Origin of the sequence: Streptomyces sp. NPDC002467 (genome assembly GCF_042889825.1) — a bacterium.
Taxonomy (GTDB): Bacteria; Actinomycetota; Actinomycetes; order Streptomycetales; family Streptomycetaceae; genus Streptomyces.
Map to the genome: position 1 here is coordinate 15,415 of NZ_JBIARJ010000025.1, position 25,120 is coordinate 40,534.

The 25,120-nt window shown below is 73.3% G+C and carries 21 protein-coding genes; 7 read left to right on the forward strand and 14 right to left on the reverse strand.

The window, feature by feature from the left end; translation table 11 throughout:
- Positions 1–215: 215 nt before the first annotated feature.
- From fxsT to ACFYYJ_RS36080, 6 genes are all read right to left on the reverse strand, one after another.
- Positions 216–3,218, reverse strand: coding sequence for an FxSxx-COOH system tetratricopeptide repeat protein (gene fxsT, locus ACFYYJ_RS36055; RefSeq protein WP_385132882.1), 3,003 nt, complete (start codon positions 3,216–3,218; stop codon positions 216–218).
- Positions 3,219–3,304: 86 nt separating this feature from the next.
- Positions 3,305–4,561 carry an HEXXH motif domain-containing protein gene (locus tag ACFYYJ_RS36060; protein WP_385364500.1) on the reverse strand — a complete coding sequence of 419 codons (1,257 nt, stop codon included), beginning with the start codon at positions 4,559–4,561 and terminating at the stop codon, positions 3,305–3,307.
- 626 nt (positions 4,562–5,187) lie between these two features.
- A complete protein-coding gene (gene fxsA, locus ACFYYJ_RS36065; RefSeq protein WP_385132887.1) occupies positions 5,188–5,379 on the reverse strand; it encodes an FxSxx-COOH cyclophane-containing RiPP peptide in 192 nt (63 codons plus the stop codon).
- A gap of 85 nt (positions 5,380–5,464) precedes the next feature.
- Complete coding sequence (locus ACFYYJ_RS36070; RefSeq protein ID WP_389138533.1) at positions 5,465–8,770, reverse strand: SAV_2336 N-terminal domain-related protein; 3,306 nt, start codon at positions 8,768–8,770, stop codon at positions 5,465–5,467.
- Between the two features lie 6 nt (positions 8,771–8,776).
- Entirely contained in the window at positions 8,777–9,820 is a 1,044-nt protein-coding gene (locus ACFYYJ_RS36075) for an AAA family ATPase (protein ID WP_389138536.1), read from the reverse strand.
- Positions 9,821–9,851: 31 nt separating this feature from the next.
- Positions 9,852–11,927 carry a trypsin-like peptidase domain-containing protein gene (locus tag ACFYYJ_RS36080; protein ID WP_389138539.1) on the reverse strand — a complete coding sequence of 692 codons (2,076 nt, stop codon included), beginning with the start codon at positions 11,925–11,927 and terminating at the stop codon, positions 9,852–9,854.
- A 117-nt stretch (positions 11,928–12,044) separates the two neighbouring features.
- Between ACFYYJ_RS36080 and ACFYYJ_RS36085 the strand changes: the two genes are divergently transcribed.
- The gene (locus ACFYYJ_RS36085) at positions 12,045–12,233 is read left to right on the forward strand and encodes a DUF6104 family protein (protein WP_030709801.1); all 189 of its coding nucleotides are present in this window, start codon (positions 12,045–12,047) and stop codon (positions 12,231–12,233) included.
- A gap of 127 nt (positions 12,234–12,360) precedes the next feature.
- Here ACFYYJ_RS36085 and sodN read toward each other — a convergent pair whose 3' ends face one another.
- The gene (gene sodN, locus ACFYYJ_RS36090) at positions 12,361–12,756 is read right to left on the reverse strand and encodes a superoxide dismutase, Ni (protein ID WP_030709803.1); all 396 of its coding nucleotides are present in this window, start codon (positions 12,754–12,756) and stop codon (positions 12,361–12,363) included.
- A 172-nt stretch (positions 12,757–12,928) separates the two neighbouring features.
- Here sodN and sodX point away from each other — a divergent pair, with 172 nt between their 5' ends.
- Complete coding sequence (gene sodX / locus ACFYYJ_RS36095; RefSeq protein ID WP_384758068.1) at positions 12,929–13,351, forward strand: nickel-type superoxide dismutase maturation protease; 423 nt, start codon at positions 12,929–12,931, stop codon at positions 13,349–13,351.
- On the opposite strand, the gene ACFYYJ_RS36100 is transcribed toward sodX, so the two are convergent.
- The gene (locus tag ACFYYJ_RS36100; protein WP_385132895.1) at positions 13,255–13,884 is read right to left on the reverse strand and encodes a CGNR zinc finger domain-containing protein; all 630 of its coding nucleotides are present in this window, start codon (positions 13,882–13,884) and stop codon (positions 13,255–13,257) included. The two genes, sodX and ACFYYJ_RS36100, sit on opposite strands and share 97 nt — an antisense overlap.
- 83 nt (positions 13,885–13,967) lie before the next feature.
- Between ACFYYJ_RS36100 and ACFYYJ_RS36105 the strand changes: the two genes are divergently transcribed.
- Entirely contained in the window at positions 13,968–14,753 is a 786-nt protein-coding gene (locus ACFYYJ_RS36105) for a class I SAM-dependent methyltransferase (RefSeq protein ID WP_389138545.1), read from the forward strand.
- Between the two features lie 132 nt (positions 14,754–14,885).
- Here the strand turns inward: ACFYYJ_RS36105 and ACFYYJ_RS36110 are convergent, their stop codons facing one another.
- From ACFYYJ_RS36110 to ACFYYJ_RS36120, 3 genes are read right to left on the reverse strand one after another with little or no spacing between them, the layout of a single operon-like run.
- On the reverse strand, positions 14,886–15,653 hold the full coding sequence (locus tag ACFYYJ_RS36110) for an amino acid ABC transporter ATP-binding protein (protein WP_385132901.1): 768 nt from the start codon (positions 15,651–15,653) through the stop codon (positions 14,886–14,888).
- On the reverse strand, positions 15,650–16,600 hold the full coding sequence (locus tag ACFYYJ_RS36115; RefSeq protein ID WP_385132904.1) for an amino acid ABC transporter permease: 951 nt from the start codon (positions 16,598–16,600) through the stop codon (positions 15,650–15,652). Before ACFYYJ_RS36115 ends, ACFYYJ_RS36110 begins: the two co-directional genes overlap by 4 nt.
- A 43-nt stretch (positions 16,601–16,643) precedes the next feature.
- Complete coding sequence (locus ACFYYJ_RS36120; RefSeq protein WP_384758053.1) at positions 16,644–17,603, reverse strand: ABC transporter substrate-binding protein; 960 nt, start codon at positions 17,601–17,603, stop codon at positions 16,644–16,646.
- A gap of 524 nt (positions 17,604–18,127) precedes the next feature.
- On the opposite strand from ACFYYJ_RS36120, the gene ACFYYJ_RS36125 reads away from it, so the two are divergent.
- The 4 genes from ACFYYJ_RS36125 (at position 18,128) to ACFYYJ_RS36140 (ending at position 21,295) form a co-directional block, all read left to right on the forward strand.
- On the forward strand, positions 18,128–19,336 hold the full coding sequence (locus ACFYYJ_RS36125) for an NADP-dependent malic enzyme (protein WP_385132907.1): 1,209 nt from the start codon (positions 18,128–18,130) through the stop codon (positions 19,334–19,336).
- A 149-nt stretch (positions 19,337–19,485) separates the two neighbouring features.
- Complete coding sequence (locus tag ACFYYJ_RS36130) at positions 19,486–20,448, forward strand: zinc-binding dehydrogenase (protein ID WP_384591897.1); 963 nt, start codon at positions 19,486–19,488, stop codon at positions 20,446–20,448.
- Positions 20,449–20,525: 77 nt separating this feature from the next.
- Positions 20,526–20,735 carry a helix-turn-helix domain-containing protein gene (locus tag ACFYYJ_RS36135; RefSeq protein ID WP_042818984.1) on the forward strand — a complete coding sequence of 70 codons (210 nt, stop codon included), beginning with the start codon at positions 20,526–20,528 and terminating at the stop codon, positions 20,733–20,735.
- Positions 20,735–21,295, forward strand: a complete 561-nt coding sequence (locus ACFYYJ_RS36140) for a Clp protease N-terminal domain-containing protein (protein WP_385128482.1) — start codon at positions 20,735–20,737, stop codon at positions 21,293–21,295. Before ACFYYJ_RS36135 ends, ACFYYJ_RS36140 begins: the two co-directional genes overlap by 1 nt.
- A 407-nt stretch (positions 21,296–21,702) precedes the next feature.
- Here the strand turns inward: ACFYYJ_RS36140 and ACFYYJ_RS36145 are convergent, their stop codons facing one another.
- From ACFYYJ_RS36145 to ACFYYJ_RS36155, 3 genes are all read right to left on the reverse strand, one after another.
- Positions 21,703–22,602 carry a helix-turn-helix transcriptional regulator gene (locus tag ACFYYJ_RS36145; protein ID WP_389138553.1) on the reverse strand — a complete coding sequence of 300 codons (900 nt, stop codon included), beginning with the start codon at positions 22,600–22,602 and terminating at the stop codon, positions 21,703–21,705.
- 1 nt (position 22,603) lies between these two features.
- The gene (locus tag ACFYYJ_RS36150; protein ID WP_385128484.1) at positions 22,604–23,524 is read right to left on the reverse strand and encodes a DUF4097 domain-containing protein; all 921 of its coding nucleotides are present in this window, start codon (positions 23,522–23,524) and stop codon (positions 22,604–22,606) included.
- 585 nt (positions 23,525–24,109) lie between these two features.
- Positions 24,110–25,045, reverse strand: a complete 936-nt coding sequence (locus ACFYYJ_RS36155) for a LysR substrate-binding domain-containing protein (RefSeq protein ID WP_385128485.1) — start codon at positions 25,043–25,045, stop codon at positions 24,110–24,112.
- Positions 25,046–25,120 lie beyond the last annotated feature (75 nt).

Sequence of the window (25,120 nt, forward strand, 5' to 3'; positions counted from 1 at the left end):
CGCCCGCTCGGCCACGCGCCGCCTGGCGCGCGTGTACCCGCTGCCGGGAGCGGAGCTCCCGGCGGGCCGCGCGGGGGGGGCGCCGGCCCCCCCCCCCCCCCCCTGCCCGGCGGAGCCGGGTTTCCCGGGGCTCCGCCCCAGACCCCGCGCCTCAAACGCCGGCGAGGCTGGAATGGCCCGCCACACGGGTCCGGGGCGGAGCCCCGGGAGGGCGGCTACGGCTGGGGCTCGAAGTCCCAGTAAGGGCGGACTCGTTGCTTCGCGGAGATGGTGTGGACGTGCTGGGCGCCCAACGTGCGGGTCAGCGCCTTGATGCCCGCGTCCTCGTGCTTGCCCGCCTCCTCGTCCTCGCGGACGGAGCGCAGGTCCGCGGCCAGGGCGATCTGCGCGCTCAGCGTCATCGGGTGGTCCGGGCCGAGGACCTCCTCCGCGCCGCGCAGGGTCTCCCGGCCGAGGGACAGCGCGTCCTCCCGGTGCCCGGTGATGTTGCGGTGCCCGGTGGCGTTCAGCGCGCAGCCCAGCGTCCACGGGTGGCGGTCGCCGAGCGCGCCCCGCATGCCGACCAGCGCCTGTTCGGCGAGGGAGAGGGCCTCCCGCCGTTCACCCTGGGCGCGCAGGATCAGGCCGAGGTTGCCGACCGTGCCGATGCTGTACGGGTGGGCGAGGCCGAGTTGTGACTGGTAGCCGCGGACCACGTCCTCGGAGATCCGGCGGGCCTCGCCGACGTCCCCGTACTCCCGCAGGTACGTCGCGTAGTCGGAGGCCACCATCAGCGTCCACGGGTAGTCGACGCCGAAGACGCGCGTGGCCCGCTCCCACACGATCCGCAGCCGCTGGCCCGCTCCGGCGATGTCCCCGGAGCGGCGCAGGCACATGCCGAGGTTGTGTTCGGCCCGCAGGGTCTGCGGGTGGTCGAGTCCCAGTACCTGGGTGTTGACCTTGAGGCCCTGTTCCTGGCGGGTCTGCGCCTCCCGGTAGCGGCCCATCAGCCGCAGTCCCATCGCGCAGGCGATGCCCGAGGACAGGGTGGAGATGTGGTGGGCCTTCAGGACGCGTTCGCGGCGGCGCAGGGTGTCCAGGTCGAGGTCGTAGGAGTCCTGGTAGCGGCCGAGGAGGCGGTAGGTGGCGGCGAGGTTGTTCTGGGCGGCCAGGGTGGTGGAGTCGTCCTCGCCGAGCAGTTCGCGGTAGGTGTTCAGGCAGTGCTCGAAGATCTCCCTGGCCGGCTCGAACTTGGCGATGCACAGCAGGACTCCGCCGTACGAGCTGCTGGCGCGCAGGGTCTCCAGGTCTCGGTCGCCGCGTTCCTCGGTGAGTTCGACGGAGCGGGCCCGGGTGAGGATCTCGGCGCGCCGGAACAGGCCGAGGTTCCGCAGGGCTCCGCCGTAGTGGTAGCTGAGTTCGCGGACCTTGGGGTGGTCCTCGCCCAGCATGGTCCGCCAGACCAGGTCGGTCTCCTCGGACAGTCTCAGGCAGGTGCGGTACTCGCCGGCGAGGATGAGGTAGCGCAGGCAGTGCAGCAGGAAGGTCTGGATGCGGGGGTTGGTGCTGGTGACGACGCCGGAGGGGCCCAGGTGGGGGATGAGTTCGGCGTACCGGGGCCAGAGCCGGGAGTCGGCGGGCCGGCCGGGGTCGGCGGCGGCGAGGACCTGGCGGACGGCGCGGGAGAGCGGTTCGGCCTCCTCCTCCGAGAGGTTCTCGCGGACGATGCCGTGGACCATGCGGTGCAGCTGCACGGTTTCCAGGCCGCCGCCGCCCTCGTCGACGGACAGGTCCGAGTACTCCAGGCGGACGACGGAGAACTGGACGAGCTTGTTGAGCGCGGCGTTCCACCGGATCTGGTCGTTGATCAGCCCGGCGAGCTGTTCGGGCACGTCGTCGGCGGGGAACTCGCGCAGCAGGCGCAGCGGCACCGGCCCGGGAGCGAAGAAGACGAACAGCCTCAGCAGGGCGAGGGCGTCGGGGAAGTCCTCGCGCACGTTGTTGAGGAGTATGGCCAGGGCGGTGGGGAACGGCAGCGGGTAGTCGTCGGAGACGGTGACGGCCTCGCGGGAGTCCAGCCGGCGCCGGAGCAGCGCCAGGTAGTCGCCGACGGTCAGCGGGGAGTCGGCGAGCCAGCCGGCCGTCTGGTCTAGGGCGAGCGGGTAGTCCTCCAGTGCCTCGGCGAGCTGGTCGGCCTCGTCGGTGGTGAGGCGGCGGGCCCGGCGGCGGATGAAGGTGACGGACTCGGGCCGGGCGTACAGGGGGACTTCGACGAGGCTGGTGTGCCGGGTGGCCCATTCGCGGTTGCGGGAGGTGATGATGACGTCGCCCGCGCCGGAGGGCAGCAGGTCGATGAGGTCGTCGGGGTTGTCGCAGCCGTCGAAGACCATCAGCCAGCGGCCGTACGGGGATCCTCTGCGCAGCGCTTCCAGCACGGCCCGGATCTGCTCGCCGTAGCTGCCCGCGCCGCGCGGCAGGCCTAGGGCGGGTGCCAGGTCGGCGAGGCGTTCGCGCAGGGTGGGCCGGTCCTCCGCGGGGACCCACCACACGACGTCGTACTCGGAGGCGAAGCGGTAGGCGTACTCGGTGGCGACCTGGGTCTTGCCGACGCCGGACAGCCCGAGGAGGGTGACGGTGGACGCGCCGGGCGGGGCTTCGGCGAGGGCTTCGCGCAGGGTGCCGATGACGTCGTTGCGGCCGGTGAACCGGGGGTTGCGGCGCGGGACCCGGCCCCAGATCTCGGGCGGGTCGTTGGGGAAGCGGGGCCCGCGCCGGCCGGTCTCGGTGCCGATCCGGTCGGTGGGCAGCTCCAGCCGGCGCAGCACGCGGTATTCGGCCTCGTAGGCGTCCAGGCCCCACAGGTCGGTCTTCTCCAGCACGGCCACGGCGCTGGGCAGCGGCGCGTCGGTGAGGCAGACCGCGGCGAACCGGTCGGGGTGGTCGTCGGTGACCGTGCGCAGGGCGGTGTTCCACTCCTCGTCGGTGTGGGTGCCGGCGGAGAAGTAGCGCTCGGACAGGATGAGGAGGACCCGGCTGCCGGAGCGGGCGAGGTCGTCGAGGGCCTGGTCGAGGCCGGTGCTGTTCTGCGGGTCCCAGCGCTGGAGGGACACGCGGTGGCCGTGCTCCTCCAGGCGGTGGGCGATCCACACGGCCCAGGGGCGGTTGAAGCCCGCGAAGCTGATGACGAAGCGCTGCGGGCCGGTGGCCGGGCCCTGGTCCTGCCGAGTACCGGTGGTCATGCGGCCGTCTCCCTGGAATCCGGGCAGTGGCATGGACGGGGTTGAAAACCTACCGCAGCGGACGGTCCGTCAACCCCCGGCGCACCTCAGCCTTTTACGAACGTGGCGAGTTCGGGGTGTTCCTGGCACCAGGCGCGGCGTTCTCGGTCGACGGCCCGGCGGGCTGCGGTGTGCTGGTCGCCGGGGGGCGGGAGTTCGTCCATGGCCCGTTCGGCGGCGGCCATCGCGTCCGTGAACTCCCTTCCGGCGGGGGTCAGTCGCTCGTGGGCGCACAGCACGGGCAGTACGGCGGCCACCTGTGCGCGGATCCGGGCGTGCTGGGCCCAGGCGCCGCGGGCCCCGTAGAGGGCGGCGTGCTGCCAGTAGCCGGCGAGGGCCAGGTGGGCGTAGGTGCCGTGGAGGAGACCCTCCAGCGGGCGGGGGTCGCCGCGCCAGGGGGCCCAGTGGCGGGGCGTGCGGTCGGCGGTGTGCAGGGTCAGGACGTCGGTGAGGGCGGTCAGTTTGCCGTGCTGCACCTCGTGGACGAGGGTCGCGGCGAGCGCGGGCGGGGCCTGGGCGCGGGCCAGGACGGAGCCCGCGGCGGCGGGGAGGGTGGCGCCGCTGGACCGGGAGCCGCCGCCGAGCGGTACGACGGAGCGCAGCAGTTGGACGGTCTCCTGGGCGCGGGTGGTGTCGTAGCGCTGGAGCAGGGTGAGGGCGCCGGTCCACTGGGTGTCCCAGCGTTTGTGGCCCCTGGGGGTGAGCCGGCGGGCGGGCCGGACGGGTGCGGGGCGGGCGGGGCCGGGTGCCCGGTAGGGGTCGAGGTCGTCGAGGGCGGTGCGGCCGCCGGGGAGGGCGTGCAGGGGGAGGATGCCGGGGTCCTCGGGGTCCCAGGAGCGTTCGGTGAGGGTGAGCGGGCCGGGGCGGTCCGGGCGCAGCAGCCCGAGGGTGGGCAGTACGAGGCGGCCGTGCAGGGGCCGGAGGGTGTGGGTGAAGGCGATCCGGGCGCGCAGGGCGGCGGCGACGGCGAGGGCCCCGAGGTGACCGAGGTCGGCCGGGGGCCCGGAGGGGGCGTGCAGGCGGCGCAGGGTCTCCTCGGCCCAGACCCCGGTGGCCGGGTAGTGCAGTACGTCGCGCACCGCGTCGGGGTCGCGGCGCTCGGCCTCTTCCAGGAGGGCCCAGTGGTCGGCGGCGGCCCCGGAGCGGCCGCCGGGGGCGGCGTCGAGGACGGCGCGCAACAGGAGCAGTCGCTTGGAGCGCCGTACGTCGCGCACGAGGCGGGTGCCGTCGGGGGTGGGCTCGGTGGAGGCGAGGGCCCGCAGTGTGCGGGAGGGCACGTGGAAGGCGGCGGGCACGGCGCTCACGAGCGGCCCCTCGCGTGGGCCGCCACCGCCGGGGCTCCGCCCCGGACCCCGCGCCTCAAACGCCGGCGGGGCTGGGTGGTGCCCCCCGGGCGGGACCGGCCTGGTGGGGCGGTGCCCCGCCGGAGCATCTCCTCGTCGTCGCGCACGAAGCCGTGGCTTCGACGGGCGAGCCCGGTTGCGCGCTCCTCCTGCGGGGACACTCCGCCGTGCCCCCACCCCGGCCACGCACTCCCGGTGCGGGGGGCTGGGGCTGTCCGGCGGGCGTCCACCTTGTCGACGTCCCCCCGGTCCACCGGGGCGGGCCTCGGCCCGTGCGGGGGGAGCGGGGGCACTCCGGGGCGTCCCCGCAGGAGGAGCGCGCAACCCGGCTCGGGGTCGAAGCTGCGGCTTCGTGCGCGACGACGAGGAGACGTCCCGGAGGGACGCCGCGGACCGGGCCGCAGGGTCGAAGCCCCCGCCCCGGGGACCCACACCCAGCCCCGCCGGCGTTTGAGGCGCGGAGCCCCGGCGGGGTTGATCGGCACCGTAAGGATCATCGCTGCACCTCCCCGCTGCGGACGGTCCATCTCTGCCCCTCGGCAGGTCCCGGCTAACGGCGGAAAGTGGTCAACCCGAGTGGCCGGACGTCATGTCCCCGGGTCGTCGTAGGCGTTCAGGATCTCCGCCGGGTGCGTCACGCGCTCGACCATGCCCTCGATCACATGGGCGAGCACGGGGTCGTCGATCCCGCGCAGCGCGGCCAGGTCCAGCCCGGAGAGGTCCGGCAGCCTTCCGGAGCACTCGCGGCGCGCGACCGCTTCCTGATGCTGAGTCACCATGGGCTGCCCGTCCCCCTGTTGGTTCGGATTCCTGCGCCTTCGATGGTCCACTGCCCTTTCCCCTCCTCCGGCGTGCGGAAACTGCTCAGAGGTCTGCTTCGAGGGCACGCGTGCGGGCGCGCAGGGCTTCGCGCCGCTCCTCGTCGGCGTCCGGGCCGAGCCGCGTCCACAGGTCCAGTGCGGAGCGGTACGCGTCGAGGGCCGCCCTGGGGCGGGCGAGGCGTTCCAGGACCTCTCCGCGCAGCTCCTGCACCCGGGCCGCCAGCCTGAGAGCGCTGTCCGCGCGCTCCTCGTGCTCCTCGCGCTCCCCGTGCTCCAACCGGTCGGCCCGATCGGCCCGCTCTGCCTCCAGGGCCGACCGCCAGGCGCGCCGGTAGGAGTCCGCCGCCCGGTCGAGGCGGTCCACGGCCCGGGTGTGGGCGTGGATCTCCTGCTGTACGTCGCCGTGGTCCCGCAGGGCCCGGGCCCGGTCGAGGGGGCTCCGGCTCTGTCGGGCGGCCAGTTCCAGGAGGTGCTCGGCCTCCAGCAGGTCCACCGTGTCGCCCTCGTACGCGTGGCGCAGCCGCAGTCCGGTGGCCAGGCGCCGGAGCCGGTGCGCGGACCCGGGGTCGGACTGCGGGACCGCCGCCCGGCTGTCGCGCAGTACGCGCACGGCGGTGCCGGTGAACCGCCGCCCGTCGGCGGCCCGTGCCCGCTCCAGGAGTACGTCGCCCCACTCGGGCAGCAGTTCCCCGAAGGCCTCCGCGTCGCGGGGGATCAGTCGCCGGGCCCGGCCGTAGGCCTCGGCCGCGTCCTCCAGGGCCGCCGGGTCCGCGTCCCGCGCGTACCGGGCCCGGTGCAGTCGGGCCTGGCACACGAGGGCGGCCACCCGCAGCTCCTGGTCCCCGCCGGCTTCCTCCAGCGCGGTCGCCAGCTGCCCGGCCGCCTCCCCCAGCCGCCAGGGCAGGTACCGCAGCGCGCCCGCCAGCTCCACCCGCACGGCCGCCGGCCTGGCGGTGTCGGGGCCGGCGAGGAGGGCGGTGAGGGCCGTGGCCAGGCGGGCGGCGGCCTCTTCGGCGAGGGCCGTGCGGTCGGCCGGGTCGGGGGTGTGCGGCAGCAGCGCCAGCAGGACGCGGCCCAGGGCCAGTTGCAGGTCGGGGTGCGGGACGAAGACCGGGCTCGGGCCGGGGGCGGCGCCCGCCAGGGGTTCGAGGGCGGCACGGGCCTCGCGCAGGGCGGAGGGGTCCTCGCGCAGGGCGCTCAGCCGGATCAGGGTGTCGGCCCGCCGGACGGCGCAGTCCCGGCGCAGCCGTGGGTCCCCCGCGGCGGCTCCGGCCGCGGCGAACTCCCGGTCGGCCGCCTCCAACAGCTCCCCGTCGGGTACGGCCGCCAGGGCCCGTTCGTACAGCACCCGGCCCCGTACGGCCCGCGCGAGCGGGGTCCGCAGGCCGGTCAGGGCCCGCTCGGCCTCGGTGAGCAGCTCCGGGTCCCGCTGGGCGGCCCACAGCCGCAGCAGCGCCCCGGCCAGCTCGGTTTCGGCCTCCTCGGGCGGGTCCCCGGGGCCGGGCGGGGCGGCGACCGCGCGCCGCAGCAGGGCCACGCCCTCGTACAGCGTCCGCGGGTCGCCGTCGATGTCCCCGTCGGCGAGGCGGGCGCGGGCGGCCCGTACGGCCCGGGCCCGTACCGGCGGCGGCAGCGGTGCCCGGACCGGGGCGCCCTCGCCCGGTTCCTCCCCGGGGATGCCCGGCAGGTAGCGGCGTACGACCTTCGCGGAGACCTCGGCGAAGGCCTGCGGGAGCCGCCCGGGGCGTTCCCCGACGGCGGCGTCCGGCGGTGCTTCGGCGACGGGGGCCGGCGCTCCGGTGAGCTGGGAGACGGCCAGCGCGGGGAAGTTGCGCACGCCCCGACCGAAGTGCGCCAGCACGTATTCCGAGCAGTGTTTGAGCACCAGCGCGGCCTCGTCGCGCCCCAGCGGGCCCAGCAGTACGTCCTGTACTCCGGGCACGTACTCGTACCACTGCCCGGCGGTCGGTCCGGTGCGCCGCAGCAGCCCGCTGAGCAGCACCTCCGCGAGGTCGGAGGGCTCCGAGTCGGGCAGCATCGTGCGCTGGACGAGCCGCATCACGGGCAGGGTGAGCGGGGCGGCCGAGAGGTACACGGCGAGTTGTACGGCCCGGGGCGCGGCCGAGGAGCGGAACCGGGCCACCAGTTCGCGCGGCGGCCGGGCGGCCCTGGGCGGCGGCGGGGGCGCGCCGGGGTGGTCGGCGAGCACCCGGCCGACCTCGGCCGGTACCGGCCCGCTGCCGAGGCCGGCGACGAGGCGGGCCCAGGCTCCGAGGGCGGTGGCGCTCGGCGGCAGGACGGGAACGGCCAGTCCGCCGGTGAGCCGTCCTGGCAGGGGCGGCCGGTCGGGCCGGAACCGCAGCTTCCCGCCGCCTCCCTCGACCCGGGCGAGCGTGCCCCTCTCGGTCGGCAGCCAGCTGCGCCCCCAGAGCCGCTGCGGCAGCGGCTGGACGACCACGCAGGGGGTGCATTCGGCCCACCGGTGCAGGAGCCGCTGGGCGGATCCCTCGCGCCACATGGGTCCGGCGCAGTCGGAGACCACCATGGTCAGGGCCCGTCCGGTCGGGTCGCGCAGTTGGTCCGCGGAACGCGCTCCGGCGCCGGCGACGGGTCCTCGGCCGAGGACCACCGTGCCGTCGTCGAGCCGGTGGAGGTAGTGCACCTGGACGTCCCGGAAGGCGCCGAGCCGTTCGCAGACGGAGCGCAGTTCCTCGAACATGTCCTGCCAGACGGCCATCGAGGGCGAGGCGTCCATCACCAGCCGTACGGTCGCCTCACGCCGGCTCTCCGGCCTGAGCACGGGGATGACCAGTCCGAGGGCGCGTGCGCTGGCCTCGGCGGTGGCCGGTTCGTCGAGCACCCTTCGGGTGGGCGGGGCGGGCGGGCGGTGCCGCTGGAGGGCGCGCAGGGCCCGTTGGATGTCGAGGATCCGGGGCAGTGCGGCGGCGCCCGGGACGCGTACGGGCACGGCGGACTGTCCGGGGAACCCGGCGCCCTGCGTTTCCGTTTCGGCGGGCGGGTGGGATCCGGGTGCGTAGAGCCTGACCTGGTCCTCCTCCTCCGGCCGGGCCCGTTCGGGCTCGGCCGGGGGCGGCCTGACCGGTTCCTCCTCCTCGGTCCCGGGCGCGCGCACCCGCCCCGGGGTGGCTTCGGTCGGCTCCCCCGGGCGCCTGATGCGTGCGGCGAGCCACAGCGCGTCGGCGATCTCCTCGGGGGACGGGTCGAGCCCGGCCGCGCCGAGCAGCGCGGCGAGTTCACGGATACCGGGTGCCGCGGGTTCGGGCGGGGCGGCAGGGGCGGCGGAACCGGGGGCGGCGGGTTCGGGCGCGGTTGGGTCAGGCTCGGGCACGGCGGGTCACCTCGGGCGGTCGAGGCGCTGGATGAGCAGGTCCGCGAGGTCCTCCCGGGTGGGCGGGGCCGCGTAGTGCGTGAGGTAGACGGCGTTCAGGAGTTGGTCCGCGGCGACCAGTTCGGACTGGGAGCGGCTGAGGAACTCCCGGATCAGGTCGGCGCCCGATCGGGCGGCCTCCTCGCCGAGGTGGGCGCGGACCATGGTGGCGAGGCGTTTCTCGCCGGGTTGGCCGAGCTTCAACTGGATGCAGCGGCGCAGCAGGGCGGCCGGGAAGTCCCGTTCGCCGTTGCTGGTCAGGATGATGAAGGGGAAGGCCCGGCAGCGCACGCGGCCGCCGCGGACGGTCACCTTCGCGCCGTCGTCGGTGAGGACCCGCACCTCGGGTTCGGTGTCGGCGACCCGTTCGAGTTCGGGGAGGGCGAACTCGCCTTCCTCCAGCACGTTGAGCAGGTCGTTCGGCAGGTCGATGTCGCTCTTGTCGAGCTCGTCGATCAGCAGCACGCGGGGTCGCTCGGTGGGCAGCAGGGCGGTTCCCAGCGGCCCGAGCCGGATGTACTTCCCGATCCCGGGCACGCCGCCGGGGCCGCCGGCGCCTCCGCTCGCGGCGATCTGTACGTCCTGGAGGCGGGCGAGGGCGTCGTAGCGGTACAGGCCGTCCTGGAGCACGGTCCGCGAGACCACGGGCCAGCGCAGCACCCGGCCGAGCTTCAGCTCGTGGGCCACGGCGTGCGCGAGCGTGGACTTGCCGGTGCCGGGGAAGCCCGTGACGAGCAGGGGCCGGCGCAGGTACAACGCCGCGTTGATGGCCTCCAGTTCCTCGGGCTCGGGCCGGTGCAGCTCGGCGGCCTGCCGGTGGGCACCGAGCCGCCGGGCGATGGCCCCGTCGGCGGGCCGGGCGGCCGGGGGCGCGCCGTCGGGTGCTTCCGGGTCTTGCGGTTCGCCGGCGGGGGCGCCGTCGAAGTCCCGCCACGGCGGCGGGTCGGGCAGTGCGTCGATCCCGTCGTGGGGTTCGCCGACACCGCGGTAGATGAGCCACTCGTCGTTCATTGACGCTCCCTCGTCGAGTCCCGCCGTGCCGTCACAGATCGCCTTGCAGAGGCTCGTCGTCCGGCAGCGGTCGCGCCGGGTCCTCCCACACCAGTCCCGATCCCGCGGCCCAGTAGGCGTCGGGATCCGCCTCGTACATCCGTCTGCGCAGGAGCTGCAGGCGGCCGGGCAGCGCCTCGCCCCGGAGGGCGTCGCCCAGTTCGTCCCGCTGCCCGCGGTGGTACGGCGCGCACGGCGCCGCCGGGTCGGCGGGGGGCCGGCGGAGCATCACGACCCCGTAGCCGGCGTCCCGTACGGCGTGCAGCGAGCCGAGGGCGGGTTCCTTCGCCGGGGCCCGGCAGTGCACGGGCACGGTGTTGTCGGGGAGCCCGGCCAGCCACAGCGGGGACGGGCTGCGGGGGCGGCCGCGCACGCAGTCGGCCCGTTCGTCCAGGGCCGGTCCCGCCTGTACCCGGGCCCACCGGGCGGCGGCCGCGGGCGTGGGTGCCCGGCTGCCGGCCGCCCACCGGAAGACGACCGGCCGCTGCACCCCGACGGGCAGGCCGCCGGCCAGCTTCCACTCGTCCACGGCGGCCCCGAACAGCTCGGGGTCGACGGCGACTTCGAGCATGGCGGCCGCCTCGTCCGTGTCCGTGCGCCGGAAGGCCTCGGCGAGCGGGGCCCGCAGCACTTCGGGCAGCTCCCGCATCACGGCCCGTACGCCCGAGTCCACGGCGGTCAGCCGCCCCGGGTGGGCGGGGCCGGCGAGCACCGAGACCCGCCAGTCGTACACGTCCGTCTCCCAGGCGTGCGCCCACAGCTCCAGCAGGGCCGAGGCGCCGGCGGGCACGCCGCCCTGCTGCCGGGCCGCGGGGCCGCGGGGCAGCCACCCGGCCGGGGCGTGCATGCGTTCCGCCCGGTCCAGCAGTCCCCGTTCCCGGCGTTCGCCCAGTTCGCGCCGCTGGGGGCGCCACAGCCGTACGGCGGCGGCCCGGGTCCACTCCCACAGGTCCTCGTCCGCGCCGGAGGGGGACGGCTCGCGGTGGTCGGCCACGCTCACGTCGGTGGCGTAGCGGAGCATCGCTTCGGCCTCGCCGCGTCCGCTCGGCGGGTCGTACAGCATGCCCGTGCCGTCGCGCCAGCTCAGGGGGGCGGGTGGATGCGGGTCGGGTTCCTCTCCGCGGGCGGCTTCGACGAGGGCCCGTACGGTCTCGGAGGAGCCCGGTGGGGGCAGTTCGGCGAGCAGCCCGAACAGCGTGGTGCGTTCGCCGGGGGCGAGCCGGCCGCGGCCGCCGTACGGGTCGCCGTCCGGGGCGGCGAGCTCGTCCTGGACGTCGGTCCAGGTCCGGCGGGTGTCGAGGTCGCTGAGGTGTTCGTCGTAGTGGTGGCGGTCGTGGGCCTGCATGACGCGGTGGTAGAGACCGGCCTGCCCGTCCCCGCCCGCCGGCAGGGTGCGCAGTTGCACCACGGACACGGCGAGTCCGCCGCCACCGCTGTGCCGTCGGGCCTTGACCACGCCGACGACCTCGCCGCGGGCGAGGTCGACCACGGGCCCGCCGGACATCCCGGGCTCGATCTCGTCGTCGTCGCCGAGCCGGATGGCGGCGCCGTTGCCCGCGATGCCGAGCAGCCGGGTGGTGCGGCCGGTGATCTCGGGGGTGCCGAGGTCGTCGGTGCAGCCGAAGTAGGCGGCCTCGTCGAAGCGGGGCCTGGAGCGGTCGGTCAGCCAGACGCAGGCGTGCGAGACGGGCGAGAGCACCTTGACGAGGGCCAGGTCGGGCAGGTCCCACAGGGCGCCCCTGGCGGGACGCCGTTCCTCCAGCCGTTCGGGCAGTACGCGTTCCACGCGCCCGACGACGGTGCAGGTGGTGCCGCCGGCGCCGGAGGGGAAGGTGATGCCGACCTCGCGCCCGGTGATGCGCATGGTGGCCCCACCCCCTTCGCCGACCACGTGCGCGCACGTCAGGACCCAGCCGGGGGCGATGAAGAAGCCGCTCCCCCAGGTGGCCCCGGGCCCAGGGGTTCCATACCCGTCAGGTGGCTCGTGGACGCGTACGGTCGCGGCCAGAACGAGGGGCTCCAGGAGCTCGTAGGCGCGTCCGGACCCGCCCGTGCGCCCGTCCGTCATCCGCGCCCCCCGCTCGTGAGACGTCCAGGCTAGACCCGGGGCCGCCGCTGGCGGGAGGTTCCCGGCGACGGGCGGATTATCCTGGCGGGAAACACCCCCCTGGACACGGAGCCCGACTTGTACTTCACCGATCGCGGCATCGAGGAGCTGGAGAAGCGGCGCGGCGAGGAGGAGGTCACCTTCGAGTGGCTCGCCGAGCAGCTGCGGACCTTCGTCGACCTGAACCCGGACTTCGAGGTCCCGGTGGAGCGCCTGGCGACCTGGCTGGCGCGTCTGGACGACGAGGACGACGACGCCGACGAGTGAGCGAAGGCGCTCACGGAAGCGCCCGCGACGACGAGAACGGCCCGGCCGCCATACAGGCGGTCGGGCCGTTCTCGCGTGCGCGCCGGGCAGCGGCGCGCAGGGTGCACCGGGAGTGCGGGGCGCCGGATCAGGCGGCCTTGGTCTCCCAGAAGATGCGGTCGATCTCGGCGATGAGCTCAAGGGCCTTCGCGCCGGTCGCCGGGTCGTTCGACGCCTTGGCGGCCGAGAGGGCCTTCAGGGTGTCGTTGACCAGGGTGTGCAGCTGCGGGTACTTCTCGAAGTGCGGGGGCTTGAAGTAGTCGCTCCACAGCACCGAGACGTGGTGCTTCGCGAGCTCGGCGCGCTGCTCCTTGATGGTGATGGCGCGCGCGCGGAAGTCGGCGTCGTCGTTGGCCTGGTACTTCTCCTGCACGGCCTTGACGGACTCGGCCTCGATGCGGGCCTGGGCAGGGTCGTACACGCCGCACGGCAGATCGCAGTGGGCGGAGACCTTCGCCTTGGGGGCGAAGAGGCGGGAAAGCATTGGAGTGTGTCCTCCTCGTGATCGTCTTCTCAGGGGGGAGATTACTCGCTGGAGGAGCGGAATTCGCGGGCGCCCCCATGGGCTTAGGACAAAAGTCCATGTGCTCGGCCGGACCGGTGAGCGAACGTACGGGACGGTGCGGCAGCATGCGCGTGTGACGAGGAGGACACGGATGGTGGAGAACAGACGCCCGCGGAAGCAGTTCGGGTTGGTCGAGGTGACGGGGGCGTCGATGGTGCCCACGCTGCTCAGCGGCGACCAACTGCTGGTCCGTTACGGGGCTCGGGTGCGGCCGGGTGCGGTGGTCGTGCTGCGCCACCCCTTCCAGCAGGATCTGCTGGTGGTCAAGCGGGCGACGGAGCGGCGGCCGGGTGGCTGCTGGTGGGTGCTGGGGGACAACCCGTACAACGAGACCGGCGACAGCACCGTCTACGGGCCGGTGCCCGACGAGCTGGTGCTGGCGACGGCGGTGCTGCGGCTGCGGGCGCGCGAGGAGGGTCAGCGTTCGCTGAGGGCGTGGCTGTCCTGGGCGGTGTCGGCGCTGCGGCCGTTGCGGGCGGACGCCTCGGCCTCCAGCCGCTTGCGGGCGCGGTAGGCGGCGACGTTGGCGCGGGTGGCGCAGCGGTCGGAGCAGTAGCGCCGGGAGCGGTTGGTGGAGGTGTCGAGGTAGGCGTTGCGGCAGGGAGCGGCCTGGCAGAGGCCGAGGCGGTCGGGGCCGTGCGCGGTGAGGTGGAAGGCCAGCCCGAAGGAGGCGATGGCGGCGTAGCCGGCCGACGCGTTCGAGGGGTGGTCGGCGAGGTGGATGTGCCAGTCGGGGCGTCCGGTCTCGTCGAGGGTCTCGTGGCCGGAGACCTGGGGGCTGACGGGGAACTCCATGAGCAGGGAGTTCAGGAGGTCGACGGCGAGGACGTGGTCGCCGCCGTCGGCGGCCTCGAAGACGGCGCGCAGCCGGGCGCGGACGTTGCGGAAACGGGTCACGTCGGTGTCGGTGACGCGGCGGGCCATCTGCTGGCTGGCGCCGAACAGGGCGCGGACGGCGTCCACCGAGGTGAGCGAGTCCTTGTTGCGGGCCGGCTCCTCGGTGTTGACCAGGCGCACGGCGAAGTCCGAGTAATGGGCCAGTTCCACTTGTAGTCCTTACGGATGCGGATTAATGTCTCGGGGTAACGGCTGAGACGTCTTCGAGGGTATTACGTACGGAGGGGTTCGTGATGGCGGATACGGCGACGACGGCAACACCCGACAACACCGCCGGGTACTGGCAGGCCTGGCAGGACAGCTGGGACCGCCAGCAGGAGTGGTACATGCCCGACCGCGAGGAGCGGTTCCGGGTGATGCTGGACATGGTCGAGGCACTGGTCGGCCCCACCCCCCGGATACTGGATCTCGCGTGCGGTACGGGAAGTATTACGGACCGCGTCCTCAAGCGGTTCCCGGGAGCCACCAGTACGGGCGTCGATCTCGACCCGGCCCTGTTGACGATCGCCGGGGGCCATTTCGCGGGCGACCCGCGCGTCACCTTCGTCACCGCCGACCTCAAGGACCCCGACTGGCGCTCCGCGCTCCCCCACGAGACGTACGACGCGGTCCTGACGGCCACCGCCCTGCACTGGCTGCACAGCGATGACCTCGCCGTCCTCTACGGGCAGCTCGCGCCGCTGGTGGCGCCGGGCGGGGTGTTCATGAACGCCGACCACATGCCCGACCCGGCCACCCCCCGCATCGACGCCGCCGAGCACGCCCACCGGCACGCCGTCATGGACGGGGCCAAGGCGGCCGGGGTCGCGGACTGGCGCGAGTGGTGGGCGCTGGCGGCGGCGGACCCGCTGCTGGCCGAGCCGGTCAAGCAGCGCTTCGCGATCTACGGGGAGCACGCCGACGGCGACACCCCGCCGGAGGCCTGGCACGTCCGCACGCTCCTCGACGCCGGGTTCGCGGAGGCCCGTGCGGTCTGGCGCTCCCCCTCGGACGCACTGGTCCTAGGTCTGAAGCAGTAATTTTCCGGCTACAGCGGAAAGGGGCGGTACGGAGATCCGTACCGCCCCTTTCCGCGCCCTTGAGGGGCGCGGGGAACTGCGCGACCGGCCACGGCCGGCCCGCAGCTCCCCGACCACGTTTCCCGCGGAGCGCTAGAGCACCTTGGAGAGGAACGCCTTGGTGCGGTCGTGCTGGGGGTTGCCCAGCACGTCGCGCGGGTTGCCCGACTCCACGACGACGCCGCCGTCCATGAAGACGAGGTTGTCGCCGACCTCGCGGGCGAAGCCCATCTCGTGCGTGACCACGATCATGGTCATGCCCGATTCGGCCAGGTCCCGCATGACGTCCAGGACGTCGCCCACCAGCTCGGGGTCGAGCGCCGAGGTGGGCTCGTCGAAGAGCATCAGCTTCGGCTCCATGGCCAGCGCGCGTGCGATCGCCACGCGCTGCTGCTGACCGCCGGAGAGCTGGGAGGGGTAGTTCCCGCCCTTGTCCCCGAGGCCCACGCGGTCCAGGAGGCGTACGGCGCGCTCGCGCGCCACCGCCTTGGACTCGCCCTTGACCAGGACCGGGGCCTCCATGACGTTCTCGATGGCCGTCATGTGCGGGAAGAGGTTGAAGCGCTGGAAGACCATGCCGATGTCCCGGCGCTGGGCCGCGACCTCGCTGTCCTTCAGCTCGTAGAGCTTGTCGCCCTTCTGCTTGTACCCCACCAGCTGGCCGTCGACCGAGAGCCGGCCGGCGTTGATGCGCTCCAGGTGGTTGATGCACCGCAGGAAGGTCGACTTGCCGGAGCCGGACGGACCGACCAGGCAGAAGACCTCACGGGGGGCGACCTCCAGGTCGATCCCGCGGAGGATGTGGGCGGCGCCGTACGACTTGTGGACGCCCTCGGCCTTGACCATCGGCTGAGCGGTCATCGCGCGACCTCCGTGCGGCGGAACATGTTCAGGTTGGCCTTCAGACGCTGGAACGGCGTCGGCGGCAGGTTCCGGGTGGAACCACGGGCGAAGCGGCGCTCCAGGTAGTACTGGCCGACGCTGAACACACTGGTCAGTGCCAGGTACCAGAAGGAGGCCACGAACAGCATCTCCATGATGGCGCCGGCCGTGTTGCCGATGTTCGACGAGGCCCGCAGGAGCTCTGTGTACTGCACCGCCGAGACCAGGGAGGAGGTCTTCAGCATGTTGATGAACTCGTTGCCCGTCGGCGGGATGATCACGCGCATCGCCTGCGGGAGCACGACCCGGCGCATGGTCTTCGTCTGCGACATGCCGAGCGCGTGGGCGGCCTCGGTCTGGCCCTCGTCGACCGACTGGATGCCGGCCCGGACGATCTCCGCCATGTAGGCGCCCTCGTTCAGGCCGAGGCCCAGGAGGGCGACCATGAACGGCGTCATGACGTCGACGGTGTAGTTCTTGTAGATCGGACCGAGGTTGATGTACTGGAAGATCAGCGACAGGTTGAACCACACCAGCAGCTGGACGTACACCGGGGTGCCGCGGAAGAACCAGATGTAGAGCCAGGAGACGGCGCCCGTCACCGGGTTCTTGGAGAGTCGCATCACCGCGAACAGGATGCCGAGCACGAGGCCCAGGGCCATGGCCGAGACGCTGATGATCACGGTGTTGCCGAGACCGCTCAGGACCGCCGGGTCGAACAGCTTGTCGCGGACCGTCGCCCAGATGACGTTGCCGTTGGCGAACGCGTAGACGATCCAGCCCAGCAGCGCGACGACGACGACGCCGCTGACCCAGCGGCCGTAGTGCCGCACCGGGATGGCCTTGATGGCCTCGTACGGGGTACCCGAGGCGCCGGGTCCGGCCGGCTGGTTATCGGCCGGACCCTTTTCGATCTTGTCAGTCACAATGACTGCCCTTCAGTGGAGCGTGGAGCGGGGCGGGACTGACCTACTGGCCGGCGTTGATCGTCGCGGACTTGACGGCACTGTCCTGCACGTTCCACTTCTCCAGCGCCTTGGCGTAGGAGCCGTCCTTGATCGCGGCGTCCAGGGCCTGCTTCAGGGCGTCGCGGAGCTGGGTGTTCTCCTTGCTCACGCCGATGCCGAAGAGGCCGACGTCGCTCTGCTGGCCCGCGATCTCGAAGTCGTTGCCGCCACCGGAGGTCTTCACCGTGTAGGCGGCGACCGGGTAGTCGTTCAGGTCGGCGACGGCGCCGCCGGCCTTGACGCGGGTCTGCGCCTCGGCGTCGGTGTCGAAGGCCTGGATGGTGAGCTTCTTGTCACCGCACTTCTCGGCCTGGGCCTTGAAGGTGTCCTCGTAGATCGTGCCGCGCTGGACGGCCACGGTCTTGCCGCAGAGGTCGTCCATGGACTTGATGCCCTCGGGGTTGCCCTTCTTGACGAGGAGCGAGAGGCCGGAGGAGAAGTAGTCGACGAAGTCGATCCCCTTGCCGATCTTCTGACCCTTGTCGTCCAGGCCCTCCTGGCGCTTCTTGTTGTCGGTGATCGAGGACATGATCGCGTCCTCGCGGCCCGTGTAGATCGAGGTGATCAGGCCGTCGAAGGTGCCCGCGGTGAACTGGAACTTCACACCGAGCTGCTTGCCGAGCGCCTCGGCGATGTCGGGGTCGACACCCACGATCTTGCCGTTCTCGACGAACTCCATCGGGGCGTAGGCGGAGTCCGTGCCGACCTTGATCACACCGGCGTCCTGGATCTTCTTCGGCAGGGCCGAGAAGAGCGGGGCGGAGCTGTCCTTCTGCGTACCACCGGAGGGGGTCGAGGAGGAGCTGCTCTTCGTCTGGTCGCCACAGCCGGTGAGGACCAGGGCGCCGGCGACCGCGATCGCGCCGACCGCGGCGATCCGGGACCGGGCGGCGGTCGTACGACGGGTGGTGCTTGCGGTCATGGCTTCGTTCCTCCGGCTGATGGAAAAGGATCGAGAAGCGGTCGGACACGCACCATCGGGTGTCGCGACCTTGTGTGATTACGGCATCTTGCCATTCGGACTGAGACATTCAGGGTGCCCGTCAGGTCAAAATCGCATAACGGGCGACCGGGGTGACCCAACAGGACTGCGGGGCAGGGCCGTCGATGCCGCAGATACTGCCGTGACCAGGGGTTTTCTCAAGAGTTTCTTCTGTCCGTCTCGCCTGTCGGACATCAAGCTTTGGACTTTTGGCCAAAAGCGGGACAGAAGACCTACAGTCGAGGCGGAATCGACTCGTCTGGGTGAGCGTTCTTCGGGTAGAACAGATCCTTACACCCCTCATCCGGGGCTCAGGGCGCGCGTGCGGCGCGCCCGCGCGTACGAACCTCCCCTCCGCGGAGACGGGCCAACCGTCGAAGCGGAGTACGTACTCGGTGCCCGCCCACCCCTTAACCAGGAGTGGCCACCCTCAACGATTCAAAGGACTTAAGGGGTCACATCAAGTGGCAGCGGAGATCGTCAACCCTCGCAGCGACAGCAGCGTTACGGACAACAACCCGGACGCGGTGTTCGCGCTGCACCGGGGCGGCAAGATGGCCGTCCAGGCCACCGTCCCGGTCACCAACAAGGACGACCTGTCCCTGGCTTACACGCCGGGCGTGGCGAAGGTGTGCACCGCCATCGCCGAGCAGCCCGAGCTCGTGAACGAGTACACCTGGAAGTCCAACGTGGTCGCCGTCGTCACCGACGGTACGGCCGTGCTCGGACTCGGTGACATCGGTCCCGAGGCCTCCCTCCCCGTGATGGAGGGCAAGGCAATCCTCTTCAAGCAGTTCGGTGGCGTCGACGCGGTTCCGATCGCGCTCGCGACCAAGGACACGGACGAGATCGTCGAGACGGTCATCCGCCTCGCACCGTCCTTCGGCGGCGTGAACCTGGAGGACATCTCCGCTCCCCGCTGCTTCGAGATCGAGCGCCGCCTGCAGGAGGCCCTCGACATCCCGATCTTCCACGACGACCAGCACGGCACGGCCATCGTGACGCTGGCCGCCATGCGCAACGCCGCGAAGCTCACCGGGCGCACGCTCGGCGACCTGCGCGCCGTGATCTCGGGCGCCGGCGCCGCGGGCATCGCCATCGCGAAGATCCTCGTGGACGCGGGCATCGGCGACGTCTGCGTCACCGACCGCAAGGGCGTCGTCTCGGCGGACCGCACCGACCTGACGGACGTCAAGGCGGAGATCGCGGGCCTGACCAACAAGACCGGCCAGACCGGTTCGCTGGAGCAGGCGCTGGCCGGCGCGGACGTCTTCATCGGCGTCTCCGGCGGCACCGTTCCGGAAGAGGCCGTGGCCTCGATGGCGAAGGACGCGTTCGTCTTCGCCATGGCGAACCCGAACCCGGAGGTCCACCCGGACGTCGCGCACAAGTACGCGGCGGTCGTGGCGACGGGTCGCTCGGACTTCCCGAACCAGATCAACAACGTTCTGGCGTTCCCGGGCATCTTCGCGGGCGCCTTCAAGGTCCGCGCCTCCCGGATCACCGAGAACATGAAGATCGCGGCCGCCGACGCCATCGCCGGTGTCGTCGCGGATGACGAGCTCACCGCCGAGTACGTGATCCCGTCGCCGTTCGACACGCGCGTCGCCGAGGCCGTCGCCACGGCCGTGGCCGCCGCGGCGAAGGCCGACGGCGTGGCCCGCCTGGCCTGATCGCCGAACCGAACAGTACGGGCGGGGCCCGGCCGGAGTGATCCGGCCGGGCCCCGCCCGCTTTCGTACGGCACGGTGCGACGAAGACCTCACCCCCGCGGTCCCGAAGGGGCTGGAACCCCGCGCCTACCCAGCGGTAGCGTCGCGTCATGTTCGCTGCCTATGCCGCCCGAATCGACCGTGACCAGCCGCTGAACGGCCTTGAGCTGGGCGAACGCCCCGCGCCCGAGGCCCGGCCCGGCTGGGTGACCGTGAACGTCAAGGCCGCCTCCCTCAACCACCACGACCTGTGGTCGCTGCGCGGGGTCGGTCTCGGCGAGGAGAAACTCCCGATGATCCTCGGCTGCGACGCCGCCGGGATCGACCAGGACGGCAACGAGGTCGTCCTGCACTCCGTGATCGGCCAGAGCGGCCACGGAGTCGGCCCGGACGAGCCCCGTTCGATCCTGACCGAGCGCTACCAGGGCACCTTCGCCGAGCAGGTGTCCGTGCCCGCCTGGAACGTGCTGCGCAAGCCCGCCGAGCTGTCCTTCGAGGAGGCCGCCTGCCTTCCGACGGCCTGGCTGACCGCGTACCGCATGCTCTTCACCAACGCGGGCGTCCGCCCCGGGGATTCGGTACTGGTCCAGGGCGCGGGCGGCGGGGTCGCGACCGCCGCCATCGCGCTCGGCAAGGCGGCCGGCCTGCGGGTCTACGCCACCAGCCGCGACGAGGCCAAGCGCAAGCGAGCCGTGGAACTGGGCGCGGCGGACGCCTTCGAACCGGGCGCCCGCCTCCCGCACCGCGTCGACGCGGTGATCGAGACGGTCGGCGCGGCGACCTGGTCCCACTCGGTGAAGTCCCTGCGCCCCGGCGGCACCCTGGTCATCTCCGGCGCCACGAGCGGCGACCGCCCGGCGCACGCCGAGCTGACCCGGATCTTCTTCCTGGAGCTGAAGGTCGTCGGCTCGACGATGGGCTCGAAGGACGAACTGGAGGACCTGCTGTCGTTCTGCGCCACGACGGGCCTGCGGCCGGTCATCGACGAGGTCCTGCCGCTGGACCGGGCGCGGGAGGGCTTCGAGAAGGTCGCGTCCGGCGACCTCTTCGGCAAGGTGGTCCTGAAGCCCTGACCCCCTGCCCCCCTGAGGCTTGAATGCATGTCAACTGGGGTTGACGAGACCTCCCGCGTCAACCTACATTGACATGCATGACGGAAGCTACCGATCTCGCCGAACGGGCCGGTGACCGTGACCCGCGCGTGGGCCTGCGTGCCGTGGCCGCCCTCCGCAGACTGCTGGAGCAGCTGGAGGCCGTACAGGTACGCAGCGCCCGCGCGCAGGGGTGGTCCTGGCAGGAGATCGCGGCCGAGCTGGGCGTGAGCCGGCAGGCCGTGCACAAGAAGCACGGGAGGCTTTGATGTTCGAGCGATTCACCGAGGACGCCCGCGCCGCGGTCACGGGCGCCGTCGCCGAGGCCCGCGAGGCGGGCGCCGCCACGGTCACCGAGGAGCACCTGCTCCTCTCCCTGCTGGCCTTGGGCGCCCTGGACCCCCTGGGCGTCGACCGGGCCGCGGTGACCGCGGACCTCGCGGCGGCCCGCCGCCGGGGCGGCATGTCCAGGGCGGACGAGGAGGCCCTCGCGGACCTGGGCATCGACCTCACCGAAATCGTCTCCCGCGTCGAGGAGACCCACGGCGAGGGAGCCCTGTCCGCCCCGACGCCGCGCAAGCGCACCCTGGGCTCCTCGCTCCGCTCGGCCCTGGGCCGCCCGGAACCGGATGGCCGCCACGTCCCGTTGACCCAGGGCGCGAAGAAGACCCTGGAACGGTCCCTGCGCATCGCGCTGGGCCGCAAGGACCGCCACATAGGCACCCTGCACCTCCTCCTGGCCCTCCTCTCCCGCCCCGGCACCCCCTCCGAGGTCCTGACGGACCACGGGGTCACGTACACAACGGCGGAATCGACCTTGGCGGCCTGAGGTTCCCCGCCGGGGAGAACCCAGCCCCGCCGGCGTTTGAGGCGCGGGGTGCGCGGCGGAGCCCCGGCGGCCGGGCCCCGTCACGGTCCGGCCGCACCGGGAGAACTGCGGCCTCGCCGCGGAGAACCCAGCCCCGCCGGCGTTTGAGGCGCGGGGTGCGCGGCGGAGCCCCGGCAGCCGGGCCCCGTCACGGTCCGGCCGCACCGCGAGAACTGCGGCCTCGCCGCGGAGAACCCAGCCCCGCCGGCGTTTGAGGCGCGGGGTGCGCGGCGGAGCCCCGGCGGCCGGGCCCCGTCACGGTCCGGCCGCACCGCGAGAACTGCGGCCTCGCCGCGGAGAACCCAGCCCCGCCGGCGTTTGAGGCGCGGGGTGCGGGGCGGAGCCCCGGCGCGGCGCCGCAGCCGGAGTCAGGCCTTGCCTCGGAGGGTGGCCGACAGCCGCGCCGCCGCGGCCGCGAGGTCGGCCCGGGCCTCGGCCACCCGCTCCGCCGAAACCCCGTGGTCCCGCGCGGCATCACGCACCTCGTCGCGGAAGCGGTCCAGCAGCCGGTCCAGGTCACGGGCCGGGTCCCCGGACGGGACCAGGTCCTCGGCCCAGTCCGCCGCCGCGGCAGCGGCCCCCGCGGACGCGGCCGACGTACCGCCACCCCCACCCGCACCGGCACCGCCCAGCCACGCACCGGCCAGATTCCCCAGCACGCCACCCGACTTGGCGAGCTGCTCCTGCAGCTGCCCCGCGATCCGCTGGACCTCCTCACGGGCCCGCTCCTGCGCCTCCTTGGCCTGGCGGCGGGCCGCCTGCGCCTCCTCGCGGGCCCGGCGGCTCTCGTCCTTCGCCCGGCGCGCCTGTTCCTTCCACTCCGCGCGCGCCTTGCCCATCTCCTCCTTGATCGTCTGCCAGGACTCGTCGTCGACCCGGGTCGCCGAGGCGGACGCCGCGGCCCGCATCTCGCGCCGCAGATCACCCGCCGCACCCCGGACGTCGTCGCGGATCTCGGCGGCCAGTTCGGTCACGGAGTCTCGGATCTCCAGCTCCAGATCGGCGAGTTCGCCACTGCGGTCGGCCAGTTCGGCGCGGCCCGCCTCGGTGATGGAGTACACCTTGCGCCCGCCTTCGGTGGCGTACGTGACCAGGCCTTCGGCCTCCAGCTTGGCCAGGCGCGGGTACACCGTGCCCGCGGAGGGGGCGTAGAGGCCCTGGAAGCGTTCCTCCAGGAGGCGGATCACCTCGTATCCGTGGCGGGGCGCCTCGTCCAGGAGCTTGAGGAGGTAGAGCCGGAGGCGGCCGTGGGCGAAGACGGGCGGCATGTCAGAGCACCTTCTTGTCGAGCGCGAGGGGCGTTTCCGCGGTGTCGGCGGCCGGGCGGCGCAGCAGCGCGATCCCACCGGACACGGTGGTGGCCCGCAGCGTGCCGGTACCGGCGCCGAGCGTGCCGGTGATCCGCTTGGAGCCGAACTGGCCCGAGACCCGCAGGTCCTCGAAGGCGTTGGAGACGCCGCCGGTGGCGGTGTTGGCCTCGATGCGCGCGTCGGCGGGGTGCGGGAGGCGGATCGCGACCTGTCCGGAGACGGAGTTGAGCGCGATGTCCACGGGCCGGGCGGCGACCGGGTCGAGGTCCAGGTCGATGAGCATGTCACCGCTGACGGAGTCGGCCCGTACGTTGGTCGCCGTTCCGTCGACCACGGTCAGACCGCCGGAGACGGAGTGGAACCCCAGCTCGCCGGTGACGGACTGGGCCTCGACGCTGCCGGAGACGGTGTGCGCCTTGACCTGCCCGGAGAGCGCCACGAGGGTGGCGTCGCCGGACACCCCGTTGACGTCGGTGCCGCCGGAGATCCCGGACACGAAGGTGGTCGCGTCGACCACTCCTACGCGTACGTGCGTGGCGGCGGGGACCATGAGGGTGACGGCGGCGCTGCGCTCCCAGGCCTTGCGACCGGTGGCGGACTTGCCGGCCCACGCCTTCCACGGCTTGGTGTCGAACCACTCCTTGAAGCCGTGCGAGCCGTTCCAGGGCAGGTCCTCGTAGGAGACGGTGAGGGTGCCGCCCTCCTGCACCACGTACAGCGGCGGCCCGTCGACATCGGCGATCTCCAGCCGGGCGGGGCCTTCTTCGGCCGCGACGACGTTGACCGTGCCGCTCACGAGCCGGACGCGGAGCTCGGTCACCGGCTCCTCGAAGGTGAGCTTCTGCGGTTCGGCGGCCGACCACGTCTTCTGCTCTGCCATGGTGCTGATCCTTTCTCGGTGCGTGCGGGGGCCGGGCTCTTGACGACGCTCGCAACATATCGCGTCTTCTGATGAACACGATATATCGCGGTTGCGCGAAGTCAAGGGACCGCGGCCACGTGCCGGGCGCGGGCGTGCCGGGCGCGGGCGTGCCGGGCGCGGGCGTGCCGGGCGCGGGCGTGCCGGCGGGCCCGGCGGCACGGGGGCGAGGCGGCGAGGCGGCGAGGCGGCGTGAACGGCCGGGCGGCGCGGCCAGGCCGGGCGGGCCCAGCGGCGCGCGCGGGCCCGGCGTGGCCGGCGTGGGTGCCGCTGCGCGGAGCCTCTCCCCGCCCCGCCCTTCCGTTCCCCGGGCTCCGCCCGGACCCGGTCCTCAAACGCCGGACGGGCTGGAGGGTGGTGCGGGCGGGCTGGAAGTGCGCGCACCCGCGAGTCGGCAGGGGGCACAATCCAGCCCCGCCGGCGTTTGAGGCGCGGGGTCCGGGGCGGAGCCCCAGGTTTTTGAGCCGCGCCGGCACTCCAGGCGCGGGAGCCGGGGTGGCGGAGCCACAGGGGTAAGGGGCCGGGGCCGAGCCTCGGGGGTGGAGGTCAGGCCGCTTCCAGGAGCGGGCTCGCGTGGTGGTGGAGCCAGGCACGGTACGGCGCGGCACGCAGGGCCGCTTCGCGGTACGCGGCGCGGAGGTCCTCGAAGACCTCCGCGTGCGCGCCCGGCCGCGTGGCCAACAGCAGCCGCACCGCCAGCGGATCCCCGCACAGCGGCCGGATGGCCATGTCGTCCCGCGGCCCGGACGTCGGCTGGCACGGCGCCACCGCCTCGCCGGAGACGATCAGCGAGGTCGCCGTGTGGTAGTCCGCGTGCAGGACCGGCGGGTCGAGCCCGGCCCCCGCGAACACCCGGCGCAGGCCGTCCCATTCGCCGTCCACCGAGGGGTCCACCGTCCACCGGTCCCGGGCGAGGTCCCGTAACGCCACGACCGGCGAGCTCGCGGCCGGATGGTCCTTGGCCATCGACACGAACTGGGGCTCCCGCTCCATCAGCACCCGCAGCTCCAGCCCCGTCGGCACGGTCAGCGGGCTGCCCTCGACCTCGTGCACGAACGCCACGTCCAGCTGCCCGGAAGCCACCATCCGCAGCAGCGCGTTGGCGGATACGTCCACCACCAGGGAGGTCTCGGTGTCCGGCAGTCGCCGGTGCAGCCGGCGCAGCCAGCCCGGCAGGGCGCGGCTGGCCGTGGAGCCGATGCTCAGCCGCGGCCCGCGGGCCTGCGCCCGCGCCTCCGCGACGAGCGCGGCCATGTCGGCGAGCAGCGGCCGGGCCCGGCCGAGGACCGCGTGCCCGAAGGGGGTGGGCCGGCAGCCGGTGCGTTCGCGCAGGAACAGGTCGCCCTCCAGGGCCCGTTCGATGCGGCGCAGTTGAGTCGTCAGGGCGGGCTGGCTCACGCCGAGCTGCCGGGCGGCCTTGTGCAGACTGCCGGCGTCGGCGATGGCGCACAGCGCCCGCAGGTGCCTGACCTCAAGCTCCATGCCCCAGAGGGTAGGCCGGGCCGGGCGAACCGCACCACCGTCAGCGGGCCCTCGAATCCCGCCATTCTCACGGAG